11 protein-coding genes are annotated in these 15,232 nt (G+C 68.7%); 1 reads left to right on the plus strand and 10 read right to left on the minus strand.

Going from position 1 to position 15,232, the window contains the following annotated elements; all coding sequences use genetic code 11:
• Positions 1–5: 5 nt before the first annotated feature.
• The 10 genes from HZ321_RS01760 to HZ321_RS01805 all read right to left on the minus strand — a co-directional run bounded on the left by HZ321_RS01760 (position 6) and on the right by HZ321_RS01805 (position 14,138).
• Complete coding sequence (locus tag HZ321_RS01760) at positions 6–2,069, minus strand: putative bifunctional diguanylate cyclase/phosphodiesterase (RefSeq protein WP_181699617.1); 2,064 nt, start codon at positions 2,067–2,069, stop codon at positions 6–8.
• 142 nt (positions 2,070–2,211) lie between these two features.
• Positions 2,212–3,981 carry an IlvD/Edd family dehydratase gene (locus tag HZ321_RS01765; RefSeq protein ID WP_181699619.1) on the minus strand — a complete coding sequence of 590 codons (1,770 nt, stop codon included), beginning with the start codon at positions 3,979–3,981 and terminating at the stop codon, positions 2,212–2,214.
• 71 nt (positions 3,982–4,052) lie between these two features.
• Complete coding sequence (locus tag HZ321_RS01770; protein ID WP_181699620.1) at positions 4,053–6,014, minus strand: beta-galactosidase; 1,962 nt, start codon at positions 6,012–6,014, stop codon at positions 4,053–4,055.
• Between the two features lie 62 nt (positions 6,015–6,076).
• On the minus strand, positions 6,077–6,952 hold the full coding sequence (locus HZ321_RS01775) for an SMP-30/gluconolactonase/LRE family protein (RefSeq protein WP_181699622.1): 876 nt from the start codon (positions 6,950–6,952) through the stop codon (positions 6,077–6,079).
• Positions 6,952–7,605, minus strand: coding sequence for a 2-dehydro-3-deoxy-6-phosphogalactonate aldolase (locus HZ321_RS01780; protein ID WP_181699624.1), 654 nt, complete (start codon positions 7,603–7,605; stop codon positions 6,952–6,954). The genes HZ321_RS01775 and HZ321_RS01780 overlap by 1 nt, the downstream gene beginning before the upstream one ends.
• A gap of 63 nt (positions 7,606–7,668) precedes the next feature.
• Positions 7,669–8,625: a 2-dehydro-3-deoxygalactonokinase gene (locus tag HZ321_RS01785; RefSeq protein ID WP_181701797.1), complete on the minus strand. Its 957-nt coding sequence runs from the start codon at positions 8,623–8,625 to the stop codon at positions 7,669–7,671.
• A 76-nt stretch (positions 8,626–8,701) separates the two neighbouring features.
• Entirely contained in the window at positions 8,702–10,867 is a 2,166-nt protein-coding gene (locus HZ321_RS01790; RefSeq protein WP_181699626.1) for an alpha-galactosidase, read from the minus strand.
• A 6-nt stretch (positions 10,868–10,873) separates the two neighbouring features.
• On the minus strand, positions 10,874–11,725 hold the full coding sequence (locus HZ321_RS01795) for a carbohydrate ABC transporter permease (protein ID WP_181699629.1): 852 nt from the start codon (positions 11,723–11,725) through the stop codon (positions 10,874–10,876).
• Between the two features lies 1 nt (position 11,726).
• Positions 11,727–12,548 carry a carbohydrate ABC transporter permease gene (locus HZ321_RS01800; protein ID WP_181701700.1) on the minus strand — a complete coding sequence of 274 codons (822 nt, stop codon included), beginning with the start codon at positions 12,546–12,548 and terminating at the stop codon, positions 11,727–11,729.
• A gap of 354 nt (positions 12,549–12,902) precedes the next feature.
• Positions 12,903–14,138, minus strand: a complete 1,236-nt coding sequence (locus HZ321_RS01805; protein ID WP_181699631.1) for an ABC transporter substrate-binding protein — start codon at positions 14,136–14,138, stop codon at positions 12,903–12,905.
• A 241-nt stretch (positions 14,139–14,379) separates the two neighbouring features.
• Between HZ321_RS01805 and HZ321_RS01810 the strand changes: the two genes are divergently transcribed.
• A complete protein-coding gene (locus tag HZ321_RS01810) occupies positions 14,380–15,195 on the plus strand; it encodes an IclR family transcriptional regulator domain-containing protein (RefSeq protein ID WP_206682713.1) in 816 nt (271 codons plus the stop codon).
• The last annotated feature ends 37 nt before the right edge of the window (positions 15,196–15,232 follow it).

A 15,232-nucleotide genomic window follows, 5' to 3' on the forward strand; every position in this document is an offset into this window, starting at 1 on the left:
TCAGGTCAGCCCAGCGCGCGTCTGAGCGCAGTATTGCGCTCGGGCTTGGTCCGCCCGGTCTGGAAGCTGGAGGTGTATGTCCTCGTCCATGCCTCGAAATCGGCAGCGGGCATGGGGCGGGCGTAGAGATAGCCCTGGGCGTAGGTGCAGCCCGCCTCGCGCAGGAAGGCGAGTTGGTCTTCCGTCTCCACGCCTTCGGCGACGATCTCCTTGCCGAGCGCCTGCGCCAGGGAGACGAGAGCGAGGACGATCTTCTCGCTCATCTCGCTGCGACCGATCTCCGAAACGAAGCTGCGGTCGATCTTCAGTTCGTCGAAGCGGAAATGCCGGAGATGACTGAGCGACGCGAAGCCGGTACCGAAGTCGTCGAAGGATATGCGCACGCCCGCTGCCGAGATATTCTCCACTTCCGCCTGGATCGTCGCGGCCGCGCGGGAAAACAACACGTCTTCGGTGATCTCGAAGGTGAACAAATCGCCGTCGAGGGAATAGCAATCCAGGACTTCCGTCAGGCAGTCGAAGCCCAGGCGACCGGTGAGCATGCTTTCCGGGATGTTGACCGCGATCCTGCCGAAGTCGATGCCCTCCCGCCGCCAACAGGCCATGTTCGAGCCGGCCAGATGCAGGATGGTGTGGGTGAGTTCGACCATGCGGCCGCCCCGGAGGACGATCGGAAGGAAGCTGGCCGGGGAAAGAAGACCGTGCTGAGGGTGCCGCCAGCGCACCAGTGCTTCGGCTCCGATCATCGCTCCGTCCGAGATCCGGACTTTGGGCTGGTAGTGGAGTTCGAATTCGCCGCGCGCGATCGCGATCGGCAGTCCGCGAAGAAGAGCGCTGTCTCCGTCCCGGAGGGCGCGGTCCTCGAACTTGAAGACGCTGACGGGCAAGCCCTCCTGCTTGGACTCATAGAGGGCCCGGTCGGCGTAGGCGAGGAGACGATCCGGATCGTCGCTGTCCCTCGGGCAGAGAGCCGCGCCGACACTGATCGACACGTCGAAGTCAAAGCCGTCGTAGTGCCATGGGCGGGCGACTTCCGCGGTGATCGCGAGGGCGAGCTCCTGCACGCCTTCTTCGGTGTCCAGGCCAGGGGCAAGGATTGCAAACTCGTCGCCGCCGATCCGGGCGACAATGTCGCCGGGCCGGATCGACGCGCGAAGTCGGTTGGTGACCTCGACGAGGAGTTGGTCACCGGCCTGGTGTCCGAAACCGTCGTTGACAGACTTGAACCTGTTCAGATCGGACAGGATGACAGCGAACGGGGCCCCTTTGGACGCCGCCTCGCAGGCAATGGAAAGAGCCCGGCGGAAGCGGACGCGGTTGGCCGCGCCGGTGAGGCCGTCGCTGAAGGCTAGCACCTCGATCTCGGCGTGGGCTGCCTCGAGCCGCTCGGCTTCCTGCCTTACCTTCCTGATCAGTGGCCCAAAGATCAATGCAGCCTCGATCGCCAGGGTCAGGAGTGCAAGCAGAGTCAGCGCCTGATGGAAACGCTCGGCGCGCGCGCCCCAGAGTTTGGCGTCTTCCTTCAGGGCCTGTTCGGCCTGCCTGAAGCCCTTCAGCGTCGTACCGGATGCGAGCGCGACCTCCGTCGGCGACCAGTTGTTGTAGCTGACGATCTCTTCCCGCGTGAGGCTTGCTATGGCCCGCGCTCTCCCGGAGGTATGCTCCATCCAGCGGGCCAGTTCGAACGGCTTGGAGAAGTAGGCGCTGCGGGTCGCCTCGGGCACTGTCGTGACGATGTTCCCCTCGGTCGCGGCGAAAGCTGCGACGACGTCGGCGTTCACCTGCTCCAGATTGGCTGCGACTTCGATCAGCCGGTGTTTGACCCGTTCGAAGCGGGTGTCTGGCAGCGCCTCGTTCTTCGCCGTATCGATAACGGCTGCGATCACGGTCTGGACGGCGATGAAGGCCTGAACCTGCTGGTTCGAGGTCATCGCGAGATCGCTGTGGCTCAACTGCATCTTCAGCGTCGAGTGCACGGCGACCGCATTGACCACGGACAGAAGGCCCAGGACGGCAATCACCCAGGCGTAGGATTTGGCGATCAACTGTACCGAACGATCGCGGCTCAAGATGCGTCTCCTCACTGAACGCAAGGATCGCATCTATCCCTTTTATAAGGATTAATCACGACGATACGTGATTTTACAGCATCGTATCGGCCAGTAGTACCGATCGCCCTTACCTGGCCCGATAGGTAAATTTGCTAGAGGCCTAGTGGTTGTCGCGCGGCACGGCTTCCGCGACGTTGCGGTACTTCACGGCCAACTCCATGCAGCCGCCGGTGTCGAACTGGCCGACGGTGGCGCGGTGGATTTCCTGCCAGGGCGTCTGCGAGGCGGGGTAGTTGGGCTTGAAGCGGGCCTTGCGCTCGGCCCAGACGGCGGGGTCGACGAGGGCGTCGGCGGTGCCTTTCTCAAGGTCGATGCGCAGGATGTCGCCGGTCTCGATCAGGCCGAGGCCGCCGCCGACGGCCGCTTCCGGCGAGGCGTTGAGGATGGAGGGCGAGCCGGAGGTGCCGGACTGGCGGCCGTCGCCGATGCAGGGCAGCGAGGCGACGCCGCGCTTGATGAGAGCGGCGGGCGGCTGCATGTTGACCACCTCGGCGCCGCCGGGCCAGCCGATCGGGCCGGCGTAGCGGATGACCAGGATGGTGTTCTCGTCGATGGCGAGATCCGGGTCGTCGATGCGGTGGTGGTAGTCCTCCGAGCCGTCGAAGACGACCGCCCTGCCCTCCAGCACCCACTTCTGGCCGGGGCGATTGAGATAGCGCTCGAAGAACTCGTCGGAGATGACGGAGGTCTTCATGATGGCGCTGTCGAAGAGGTTGCCCTTGAGGACGATGAAGCCGGCGCGCTCCTTGAGCGGAGCGGCGAAGGACATGATGACCTCGCCGTCAGGCGCGCGGGCGCCGGCAATGTTCTCCGCGGCGGTGCGGCCGGTGACGGTGAGCGCGTCGCCGTTGAGGCGGTCGTGGGCGAGAAGCTCCTTCATGACGACCGGGACGCCGCCGGCGCGGTGGAAGCCCTCGGAGAGGTACTTGCCGGCCGGCTGCATGTTGACGAGGAGCGGGACGTCGTAGCCGACCGTCTGCCAGTCCATCGGCTCGATCGGCACGCCGGCGTGGCGGGCGATGGCGGTGATGTGGGGCTGGGCGTTGGTGGAGCCGCCGATGGCGGAGTTCACCAGGATCGCGTTCTCGATCGCCTTGCGGGTGAGGATCTTGGACGGGCGGAGGTCCTCGTCGACCATCTCCACGATGCGCACGCCGGTGGCGTAGGCCATCTGGCCACGTTCGCGATAGGGCGCGGGGATGGAGGCGTTGCCGGGCAGGCTCATGCCGAGCGCCTCGGCGAGCGAGTTCATGGTGGAGGCCGTGCCCATGGTGTTGCAGTAGCCGACCGAGGGGGCCGAGGCGGCCGCGGCGTCCATGAACTTGTTGTAGTCGATCTCGCCGGCGGCGAGCTTCAGGCGGCTTTCCCAGACGATGGTGCCGGAGCCGGCGAGGCGGCCGTCGATCCAGCCGTCGAGCATCGGGCCGGCGGAGAGGACGATGGCGGGAAGGTCGACCGTGGCGGCGGCCATGATGCAGGCCGGGGTGGTCTTGTCGCATCCGGTGGTGAGCACCACGCCGTCGAGCGGGTAGCCGTGCAGGATCTCCACGAGGCCGAGGTAGGCGAGGTTGCGGTCGAGCGCGGCGGTGGGGCGGCGGCCGGTTTCCTGGATCGGGTGGACCGGGAATTCGAAGGCGATGCCGCCGGCGGCGCGGATGCCCTCGCGGACGCGCTTGGCGAGTTCCAGGTGGACGCGGTTGCAGGGCGAGAGGTCCGACCCGGTCTGGGCGATGCCGATCAGCGGCTTGCCGGACTGAAGCTCCTCGCGGGTGAGCCCGTAGTTGAGATAGCGCTCCAGGTAGAGGGCGGTCATGCCCGGGTTCTCCGGGTTGTCGAACCAGAGCTTGGAGCGGCGGGTGGGCTTGGTCATGATCGGTCCACTGGTATGAGCTTATGGCGGGCCTGCGCCTTGTCGGCGCCCCGCTCGTCGTTGTCAGTCGCCTACCCTCTCCGGAATGCCGCGACCCCGCAAGGCGGAAGCGTGGGTGAACCGATGAGGAGTTGGCTGGAACCGATAACCGAACTGACATCGATCGGCTCCGGTCCATGGTTGAAAACGTATCGGAGCGGGCCGTTGTCGCGAACGCGGATGTCGGGGTGGAGGGTGAGCGCCTCCAGGCCGGCGGCGTCGAGGAGGCGGCGGACGACTTCGTCGGCGAGGACCGCGTTGGGGCGGCCGGCGAGATAGTGAGCCGGGCCCTGGCGCAGGAGCACCGGTTCGCCGTCGGTGGAGGCGGCGGCGACCTCGGCCGCGCCGGGGACGACGAACTCGCGCCAGCCGTCGAAGGCGGCGCCGGCGTTGGAGCCGGCGACGGGGATCGCGATGCCGGGGCGCAGGCTTTCCACGCGGCGGATCTTGAGATCGATCAGGCGGCGGAGGTGACCGGGCGGCAGGTCGGCCGGGATTTGGAAGTCGGGCGTCTTGGAGCCGGAGCGGGGGCCGGCGAGGACGACCGCGCCGGAGGTTTGCAGCGCGTCGACGAAGGCCGCGCTGGGCGAGAACAGACCGGGCAGCAGCACCAGCCGGCGGCCGGCGACGGCCTCGGGGGTCGGCGGAATGACGTCGACCGAGACGCCGGCGCGGCGGAGCGCGCGGTAGAAGCGCAAGACGAGGTCCAGGTAGGAGAAGTCGCGGCCCTGGGGCTGGATCTTCCAGGCCCATTCGCTCTCGTAGTCGAAGACGAGGGCGACGTCGGCGCGGGCGGACTCTACGCGGGCGGACAGGTGTGCGAGTTCGCCGGAGAGTTCCGTGACGACGCGGTAGCCTTCGTTCTCCTCGGAGTTGGGGAGGAGGAGCGCCTCGTGCATCTGCTCCTGGGCAAAGGGGGCCTGGCGCCAGCGGAACCAGCTGACCACCTCGGCGCCGGCGGCGTAGGCCTCGAAGGCCCAAAGGCGGAGCGCGCCGGGCGCGGGCGCGGGGTTGTAGGGCGCCCAGTTCACCGGGCCGGGCTGCTGCTCCATCACCCACCAGCGGCCGCGGCCGCAGGCGCGGTAGAGGTCGTGGTGGAAGGCCTGGTGGTCGGGATCGCCGACGCGGAGGTAGCGCTCGCGCATGGCGTCGTCGGGAGCGAACTGCTCCAGGAAACCGAGGGGGTAGCTGTCCCAGGAGGCAGCGTCGAGGTCCTCGGAGACCTTGTAGTGATCGAAGGCGGTGAAGGAGCCCATGTAGTTGTGCAGGATGGTCCGGCCCGGCGAGTAGTGGCGGATGATCTCGCACTGGCGGGCGTTGAAGCGGACGACCTGGTCGGAGGAGAAGCGCTGGAAATCCAGCCGGTGAGACGGGTTCGCCTCGGTGACGGTGAGGTTCGGGAGTTCAGCCTCGTCGAAGGAGGCAAGTTCCATCGACCAGAACACGTTGCCCCAGGCGGCGTTGAGGGCCTCGACGGTGCCGTACCTGGCGGCGAGCCAGCGGCGGAAGGCGGCGAGGGCGGCCGGCGAATAGCTCTCGATCGTGTCGTGGCAGCCGTATTCGTTGTCGGTCTGCCAGGCGGCGACGCCGGGATGATCCCCGAACCGGCGCGCGACCTCGGTGACGATACGGTCGCATTCGAGGGCGTAGGGCTCATGCGAGAAGTCGTAGTGGCGGCGCGAGCCGAAGCGGCGGGGGCGGCCGTCGGCCGTTACGGCGTGCATGTCCGGCATCTCGTCGCAGAGCCACTTCGGCGGGGTGGCCGTTGGCGTGCCGAGAACGACCTTGAGGCCGTGGGCGTGCAGCGTGTCGATGGCGCGGGCAAGCCAGTCGAAGCGATAGTCGCCGCGGGAGGGCTCCAGGCGCGACCAGGCGAACTCACCGATACGGACGAAGAGGATGCCGGCCTCGCGCATGCGCCGGGCGTCCTCGGCCCAGAGGGATTCGGGCCAGTGTTCGGGGTAGTAGCAGACGCCGAGGGTTTGCTGGGTCATGGGGTAGTGCGTTTGGCCGATGTTGGTGTGTTGGCGGACGGGGAGGGCGCGGGGCGCCTGGGTCAGGCGATGACGACCGGGGGGTCGAAGCGGCCTTTGACCGGGACGTCGAGGAGGAAGGTCTGGCCGGCGAAGGGATCGGCTTCGCGGGCGGCGGCGTCCATGCCCTCCCAGGCCGAGGTGACGGCGAGACGGTCGGCGTTCGGGCCGACGAATGCCGGGCACGAAGACTGGGTGGCGGGCACCGGGTGGGAGGCGACGCGGCGGCCATCGGGCGCATAGACGTCGACGGCGCCGCCGCCCCAGCGGGCGTTCCAGAGCAGACCGTCGACGTCGACGACCGCGCCGTCGGGACCGCCGTCGGACACCTTGGTGAAGACCTTGGCGTCGCCGGTGGGAAGGCCGGTCGCCGGGTCGGTCGCGACGCGGAACACCGTCGCCTGCTTGGAGCAGGAGAAATAGGCGTGGGTGCCGTCGGGCGCGAAGGAGATGGCGTTCGGGATGGCGATCGGCGTGTCGGCGAGGAGGCGGCGGATCTCGCCGCCCCGGAACCACCAGATGGCGCCGGTGCCGTCAGCCACGTCCCAGCGCATGGTGGAGAACCAGAGGCTGCCGGAGGGATGGACGCGGCCGTCGTTGGTGCGTGTCGCCTTGTCGTCGGCCAGATGCGGCTTCAGGAGCATGAGCCGGTTGGTCGCGATGTCGCGGACGTGGAGGCCGTTCTCCGCGACGATCAGCTGGCGGTCGCCGTCGATGACGGCGGCGACCGAGGCCACGAAGGGCAGATCGTTGATCGTGGTGCCCGCCCTGTCGAAGCGCCGCTCCAGGAGACGGCGGCCGAGAATGTCGAACCAGAACAGCCTGCCGAGGGTGGGATGGGCCGAAGGCCCCTCCCCCAGGTGGCAGACGACGTCGGAGTAGACGGCGGGCGAGGTCATCAGGCGGCGACCCTTTCGTGGACGGCGTCGTAGGCGGCGACAGCGGAGCGGGCCTTGGCGGCCACGTCGGCGGCGGTGTAGCCGGGACGATAGAGGCTGGAGCCGAGGCCGAAAGCGGTGACGCCCGCGGCGGCGTAGGCGGCAAAGTCGGCGTCGGCGACGCCGCCGACCGCACCGATGACAACGCCCTTGGGCAGCACCGCGGACATGGCGGCGATGCCGGAGGCGCCGAGCACGGAGGCGGGGAAGAACTTCAGGCCGGAGGCGCCGTAGCGCAGGGCCGCGAAGGCCTCGGTGGGCGTGAAGACGCCGGGCATGGTGACCATGCCGAGCTTCACCGCCGTGCGGACGACGTGCTCGTCGACGTTCGGCGAGACGATCAGCCGGCCGCCGACGCTGCCCACGGCCTCGACCTCCTCGGTGGCGAGCACCGTGCCGGCGCCGACGAAGACGTGGTTGGGCAGCCGCTCGACAAGGCGGCCGATCGAGGAGATCGCGTCGGGCGAGTTGAGCGGTACCTCGATCGCCTCGAAGCCGGCGTCCACCAGGGCGTCGCCGATCGGGCCGACCTCGTCGGGCGTGACGCCGCGCAGGATGGCCACGAGGTTGCGCCCGAGGGTGGGCCAGGCGACAGGGGTGTAGAGTGAACTCATGCGTTGGTCCTCATCGGTGGTGCCCCCACCGGCGCAAGCATGGCCCGCGCCCGGAAAGGAAGGTCAGGCCGGAGGTGGCCAGAAACGACGGGCGGCGTGCAGAAGCCCCTTGCGCACCGCGACGTCGGCGTCGACGAGGCGAACGGTTCGGCCGCCCGCCTCGACGGCGGCAGAATACAGGCGCGCGAGCTTTCCGGTAGCGACGAGAATGACAGGTTCGTTGCCATCGAGACCAATGAGCGCCGCGCCCACCTCCGCGCCGATGAGGAGGCCGGAGAGGAGATCGGCGGAGGCTTCCGGCCCGGTGCCGAAGAGGAGGCCGCCAGCGCGGACGGCGAACAGCTTGGCGCCGATCATGCCGGGGTCGGCCAGCGCGCGGGTCAGGCCCTCGCGGAAGGCGGGGCTGTCGGGGTCGCTGGTCGGCTCGGCGTCGCCGATGGAATGGCGCAGGATGGAGTGTCGCGAGAGCAGCGCGAAGAGCTCGCCCGTCATCGCTGTTGTGAAGCCGGTGACGGTGCCGCCGCGCAGCCGCACCCACTTGGCGTGGGTTCCGGGCATGGCAACGAGCCCGGTGGCGTCGGGATGATCGAGGAGGAGGCCGAGGAGCTGGGTCTCCTCGCCGCGCATCACGTCGGGCCGCTCCGGGTTGCGGCGGGCGAGACCGGGGAGGATGCGGGCGTCGATGCCCTCGACGGAGACGACGGTGGCGCGGTCGACCACGGCGTCGAGGCGGGTCGGCACGTCGACGTAGGGCGCTTCGCGCCAGCCCTGGCGGGCGCCGACCATGCCGCAGAGGACGATGGGGAGCGGCCGCGGCAGTGCCTCGACGATGGGGCCGAGGGCAGCGAGGTGGCGGCGCAGGACCGCCTCGAAGCCGTCCTGGTGGAGCGTGTCCATGCCCTCGGCGGAGCGGCGCTCGGCCAGGACGTCCCCGGCGTGGGAGAGCACCCAAACGCGGAGACTGGAGGTGCCCCAGTCGACCGCGAGGTAGGCGGGGGCGGGATTGGCGGGGGCGGTCACCGGCGTGCTCCGGATTCGTGCGAGCGGGGGACGACCTTGCGGGCGAGCGTGGCGGTGCACTCTGTCGGGTTGTTCATCATGGACCCTCGGTGCGGTGGCCTTCGACCAGCCAGAGCTGGTCGGGCCAGCCGGTGGGGAGGCGGAAGCCTGATGTGGCGAGGGCGCGGCCGGAGGCGGTGAGGCCTGCCGGGTCGGCCAAGGGGGACGGGAAGCTCCTGCCGCCGGATGTCGGCAGGGGCGCCCCCTCGGCGAACCGAACGTGGTAGCGGGCCAGAGGATCCAGGCCGGTGAGAGAAACAAGCGCGCCGGATGAGCGCGTGAGGGTTTCCCGCTGGGCGATGGCAGCGATGAAGGACGATCCGTCGGGCGCGTGGACGATGGATCCCAGGTATCCCGGTTCCAGGACGAGGCGCTCGAGGCGGCCGGCGTGGAGGACAGAGCGCCAGCGCTTGTGGAAGGCGATGGCATCGCGGAGGACGGCCTCCTCGTCGGCGGCGAGGGCGCGGAGGTCGAGCTCCAGCCCCATGTGGCCGCCGAAGGCCGCGGTGTAGGCGCGGAAGGCCATCGACAGCCGGCGGCCGGAGGTGTGGCAGGGGGACGGGCCGACGTGGTGTCCGAAGACCTCCGGCGGGAAGAAGACGGACGCCTCGCGGTTCATCCGCCAACGGTCGTGGGCGTCGTTGTTGTCGGAGAGCCAGAAGCGCTGGACATGGGGCAGGATGCCGAAATCGATGCGGCCGCCGCCGGAGGAGCAGCTTTCGATCTCGGTGCCGGGATGGGCGGCACGCAGGCGCTGGAGCAGCGCGTAGAGTGCAGCCGGCTGCTCGGCGGCAACCGGGCGGCCGTCGCGGCCGGCAAGCGTCAGGACGCGGTTCATGTCCCACTTGAAGTAGCCGATGGGGTACTCGGACAGCAGCGCGGACAGCTTGTCGAAGAGGTAGTCGGAGACAGCGGGGTTGGCGATGTCGAGCACCAGCTGGTGGCGGCCGAGAAGCTGCTCGTAGCCGTCGAGGCGGAGCGCCCAGTCCGGGTGGGCGCGAAAGAGGTCGCTGTCGGGGTTGACCATCTCCGGCTCGACCCAGAGGCCGAAGGACATGCCGAGCGCGTGGACGTGGGCGATCAGCGGGTGGAGGCCGTCTGGGAACTTGGCGGGATCGACCCACCAGTCGCCGAGGCCGGCGCGGTCGTCGGCGCGGCTGGGGAACCAGCCGTCGTCGACCACGAAGCGCTCGGCACCGACGGCGGCCGCGCGGCTGGCGAGGTCCTTCAGGGTGTCGACGTCGAGGTCGAAGTAGACCGCTTCCCAGGAGTTGAAGTGCACCGGGCGGGGCGCGGCGGGGCGCGGGTGGACGAGGAGCCGGCGGGCCTCGGCATGGAAGGCGTGGCTGGCGGCGTTGAGGCCGGCTTCGGAGCGGGCCGCGTAAAGCGGCGGAGTCTCCAGCGCCTCGCCGGGGGCGAGGATGGCTTCGCCGGGGAGGTGGAGGACGCCGGCCAGGATGTGGCGCAGGCCGGGAGAGACGTCCTCGGCGATCATGCGCCAGTTGCCGCTCCAGCCGAAGTGGGCGGCGGTGGCGCGGCCGGCGGTCTCGCCGGCGCCGGGGCCGAGGCTGACGAAGCCGGGGAAGGTCTCGTGGCCGGTGCGGCCGAGACGGGATTCCAGCACGCGGGCGCCGCGCGGCCAGGGCTCGGCGGTGCGGTTGACCTCCGAGCACCAGCGGCCGTGCCAGGAGAGGAGCTCCGTGTCGTCGCGCGGGACGGGGATGGCCGGGGCGGCGAGCCACCCGACGGCGAGCGGGCGGTCGCCGTCGTTGGCGAGGCGCGTGCGGGCGGCGAGGACGCCGGTGCCGGAGGCGAGCGACAGGGTGATCCGGAGGGACAGCGCTGCCACGCCGTCCGCGGCCTCGACGATCAGCGCGCCGTCGGCGACCTCGACGGCGGTCGGGGCGAAGCGCGTCGTCCAGCGGCGGGCGGATCCGTCGTCGCCGATCGAGAAGGCCTCCAGGGCGGGCGTGCCGAAATGGCCGTGCGCCGCCTCGGGAAAGAGGGATGCGGCATAGGGGACGTCGAGGCCCGCGTGGCCGACCGGGAAGGCGGACGCGGCGGCCAGCGCGGCGATGTCGTCGTCCGGCGGCAGCGCGGGGCCCCAGTATGCGATGCCCGGGACGCGGCCGGCGGGTCCGGCGACCACGAGGGTGAGGCCGGCAGCGTCGAGGCGGTGGGCGATGAAGGGGGATGCGGTCACGGCGGGTCAGCCCTTAGTGGCGCCGAGGGTCAGGCCGGCGATGAAGTGCTTCTGCATCATGAAGAACATCAGCACCGGCGGCAGTGCGGCCACGATGGAGCCGGCGGAGACCAGATGCCACTGGGCGATCCACTGGCCGTTGAGGGCGTAGAGGCCGGCGGTGACGGGCTGCACGGTGGACGACTGGGCAAGCACCGTGGCCCAGAAGTAGTCGTTCCAGATGAAGGTGAAGACCAGCACGGAAAGCGCTGCAATCGCTGGACGAACGAGCGGCAGGACGACGCGGGTGAAGATCTGCCACTCGCTGACGCCCTCGACGCGGGCGGCCTCGATCAGTTCGAAGGGAAGTGCGCGGATGAAGTTGCGCATGAAGAGCGTGCAGAAGCCGGTCTGGAAGGCGACGTGGAAGAGCACGAGGCCGAGGGTGGTGTCGTAGAGGCCGATGTCGAGCGTCAGGTCGCGCACGGGCACCATCAGGATCTGGAAGGGCACGAAGTTGCCGGCGACGAACATGAAGAAGACGAACAGGTTGCCGCGGAAGCGATAGACCGCCAGCGCGTAGCCGGTGAGGCAGGAGAGCGCGACGGCGCCGATCACGGTCGGGATCGTCACCTTGAAGGAGTTGAGGATGTACTGGCCGATGGGCGAGCGCTCGAAGACGGCGCTGTAGTTGTCGAGAAGGTTGAACTCGGTCGGCCAACCCCAGTAGTTGCCGGCGGCGATGTCGCCCTGGCTGCGGATGGAGGTGAGCATGACGGCCAGAAGCGGCAGCAGCCAGACGACGAGCGCGACGGGCAGCAGCACCTTGTAGCCGACGCGGACGGGAGCGGAGACGCGGGCGATCGGTGTGGGGAACATGTCAGCGCCCTCCCCGCTCGTTGGAAATCATGCGGGTGATGAAGAAGGAGATGTAGACCATCATGATGGCGAAGAGGACGACCGCGATCGCGGCGCCGTAGCCCATCCGGTAGCCGTATTCGGAGAGCGCCTGCTCGTACATGTAGAAGGCGAGCACGCGGCTGGAGCCGTAGGGGCCGCCATCGGTCATGATGGAGACGAGGTCGAAGGAGCGGAGCGCGCCGATCACCGTGACGACCACGGCGATGAAGGTGGCCGGCCTCAGCTGCGGCAGCACCACGTGCCAGAGCATGCGCCAGCCCTTGGCGCCGTCGAGCCGGCCGGCCTCGATCTGGTCGGGCGAGATGGCGTTGAGGCCGGTGAGGTAGAGGATCATGCAGTAGGCCGTCTGCGGCCAGAGGCCGGCGGCGATGATGCCGTAGGTGACGTAGTCCTCGTCGGCGAGGATGGCGATCGGCTTCATGCCGAAGGCCTCGAAGATCATCGCGAGGATGCCGAAGCTCGGATCGTAGAACCAGGCGAAGACGAGGCCGACGACGACCTGGGAAATCACGAAGGGGAAGAAGAAGAGGCTCTTCACCAGGCGGATGCCGAACACGGTCTGGTTCAGGAAAAGCGCGACGAACAGGCCGCCGGGAACGGCGAGCATGTAGAGGAGCAGCCAGACGACGTTGTTCTCCAGGGCCGTGTAGAAGGCCTCGTCGTCGAACAGCTCGACGTAGTTGGCGGCGCCGATGAAGGTCATCGGGCCGAGGCCGTCCCAGTCGTAGAACGAGATCCAGATGCTCTCGAAGATCGGGGCGATGACGTAGACGACGAACATGAACACGCCGGGCGCCAGGAACAGCGCCGGCGCCAGCCACTTCGGGCCGCGCCGTCGGCGGGCGCGCGGGGCGTGGGCGGTGGGAAGGGCGGCGGTGGTCATGGGGGCGTCCGGGGGTGGCTGTGGGGTGTGGGGAGTGAGGAGCGGGGAGGCAGAGCTCATCCTCTGCCCGTCATGGTCCACGCAGGCGGACCAGCCACGCCTTTTTCCGCGACGATGCGCCGACCTCTCGGACACCGCTCCGTGCCGCCGCCACAAAGTCGTGGGTGGTCCGCCTGCGCGGACCGTGACGGCGGAGGGGGTCGGCGGGAGCGGGTGGGAGGGGGCGCGGCGGTCCCCTCCCCGCTTCTCAGGTTACTGGTAGACCTTGGCGCGGACCTTCTCGAGGCGCTCCAGGATCTTGTCCTGGTTGTCGGGCTTCACCATGAACTCCTGGAAGCCTTCCATGCCGGCCTTGGCCATCTCGGCCGGCGCGTCGCGGTCGTAGAACTGGGCGAGCGCGTAGGCCTTGGAGAGCATCTCGAAGCCGGCGGAGAGGAACTTGTCGTCCGGACGGGTCGCACCGGAGTTGACCGGCAGCTGGCCGAGCGTCTTGTTCCATTCCGTCTGAACTTCGGCGGAGGCCACATAGGCCAGGAACTTCCTGGCGTCCTCCTTATTCTTGGCGCCCGCCGGGATGTGCAGCGTGTCGGTCGGCGCATCCTCGGCCATCGGGATGCCCGGGGTGATCTCGGGGAACTGCATGAAGCCGATCTGCTCGGGCTTCAGGCCGCCCTTCAGGAAGAGGTCGACCGCGAAGTTGCCCATCAGGTACATGGCGGCTTCGCCGTTGACGAAGAAGGGCACGGCCTCCTGCCAGTCGTAGGCGGCGTGGTTCTCCAGGAAGTAGCCCGGCTTGACCAGTTCGCCCCAGGTGTCGAACACGGCCTTCACCTTCGGGTCGGTGTAGGGCACCTTGCCGGCGGTGAGGTCCATGTGGAACTCGTAGCCGTTGACGCGCAGGTTCATGTAGTCGAACCAGCCGCCGGTGGGCCACAGGGCCTTGGAGCCGATGGCGATCGGCTGGACGCCGGCTTCCTTCAGCTTGGCGCAGGCCGCCACGAGTTCGGCCCAGGTCTTCGGCACGGCGATGCCGTTCTTCTCGAAGATGTCGACCCGGTAGTAGATGCCCCACTGATAGTAGGTATAGGGCACGCCCCACTTCTTGCCGTCGATCGTCATCGAGGAGGCGGCCGACTTCAGCTGCTCGTCGAGGCCGTTGGCGGTCCAGACGTCGGTGACGTCCTCGAACAGGCCGGCGTTGACGAAGGGCGCCATGCGGTTGCCGGCGTACCAGGCGGCGACATCCGGGGGATCGGCGGTCAGGAAGTTGCGGATCGAGGTCTTGTAGCCCTCGTGGTCGAACTCGTTCCACTTGACCTCGACGTCGGGGTGCTTGGCCTTGAAGCCTTCGATGACCTTCTCGAAGGCCGCCTTGGGCGCCGGGTCCGACATGTCGGTGTTGATGACGAGGGTGCCGGCGAATGCCGACGTGGCGAGGCCGAGGGCCGTGGCCATCGCGGCCAGCAGCCCAGCTGTCTTGAACTTCATTTCTTTCCTCCCGCGCCGCCTCGGGGGCGGCTTCTTGCTCTGGCGCGGCCGGGTGGTTCCTCCTCCCCGGCGACACGGGCATGCAGCGTCGAAACCGGCGCAAGCGAGTACGAAGCCCGCTTGACTTGCAGTTCCATTCAATGGAACTTAGTTCCGACTGTTGAAAACGTACGTGAGATAGCGTAGGTCTGTCAACACCAGAACGGCACACTTTGTTGTCGAAATGGACGAGGAACGTGCGGTGTCGCTCAGCGAAGACCTAAAAAGCGAAGAAAACGAAAGCTCTAGCGAACTGGACCTGACCAGCCCGATCAGCCGCGCCTTCCATGTGCTGGACGTGGTGGCGGGGTTTGGAGGACCGGCGCGCTTCGCCGATGTGCAAAAGGCCTCCCCACTGCCGAAGGCCACCCTGTCGCGCATGCTGCGGCAGCTGGAAGGGGAAGGCATGCTGATCTTCGACGAGGGCAGCCAGCGCTACCGGCTCGGCCTCCGGCTGATCCGGCTGGCCCATGCGGCCTGGGAGAGCGCGAGCCTGGTGGAGGTGGCGCGCCCGGTGATCGACGCGCTTGCCGAGCGGTTCGGGATGACGGTGCACCTGGCCTGCCTGGATGCGTTCCAGGTGCTCTACCTGGACAAGCGGGTGCCGCGGCCGATCATCCGCATGTTCTCTTCGCCCGGCCGGATCGGGCCGGCCTATTGCACCGGCGTCGGCAAGGCGATGCTTGCCTTCCTGCCGGACAGGGACCGCGAGGAGGCGATCGCCCGGCAGAGCTTCACGCGCCACACGCCGCACACCCTGACGACGCCGGAGGCGCTGAGGGCGGTGCTCGCAACGATCCGCGAGCGCGGCTTCGCCTTCGACGACGAGGAGCACGAGAACACGATCATCTGCGTGGCAGTGCCGATCCTGGCGCCCGGCGGCGCGGTGCTCGGCGCTCTTTCGGTGACGACGACGACCCATGTGAGTTCGCTGGACGCGCTGGCGGCGATGGCCCCGGTGCTGAAAGGCGCGGCGGCGGACATCGCGACGGCCGCCAGGATGCAGATGCTGGGATGAACGACGCCCGACAGAGGCGTCCGGACACGAACAAGGG

It is taken from the genome of Chthonobacter albigriseus (assembly GCF_013839445.1).
Taxonomy (GTDB): Bacteria; Pseudomonadota; Alphaproteobacteria; order Rhizobiales; family Pleomorphomonadaceae; genus Chthonobacter; species Chthonobacter albigriseus.

Excerpts from the sequence above, each read along its gene's own strand:
- HZ321_RS01795 (WP_181699629.1), bottom strand. The coding sequence starts at position 11,725 with ATGTTCCCCACACCGATCGCCCGCGTCTCCGCTCCCGTCCGCGTCGGC.
- HZ321_RS01775 (WP_181699622.1), bottom strand. The coding sequence starts at position 6,952 with ATGACCTCGCCCGCCGTCTACTCCGACGTCGTCTGCCACCTGGGGGAG.
- HZ321_RS01770 (WP_181699620.1), bottom strand. The coding sequence starts at position 6,014 with ATGACCCAGCAAACCCTCGGCGTCTGCTACTACCCCGAACACTGGCCC.
- HZ321_RS01805 (WP_181699631.1), bottom strand. The coding sequence starts at position 14,138 with ATGAAGTTCAAGACAGCTGGGCTGCTGGCCGCGATGGCCACGGCCCTC.
- HZ321_RS01765 (WP_181699619.1), bottom strand. The coding sequence starts at position 3,981 with ATGACCAAGCCCACCCGCCGCTCCAAGCTCTGGTTCGACAACCCGGAG.
- HZ321_RS01780 (WP_181699624.1), bottom strand. The coding sequence starts at position 7,605 with ATGAGTTCACTCTACACCCCTGTCGCCTGGCCCACCCTCGGGCGCAAC.
- HZ321_RS01800 (WP_181701700.1), bottom strand. The coding sequence starts at position 12,548 with ATGTTCGTCGTCTACGTCATCGCCCCGATCTTCGAGAGCATCTGGATC.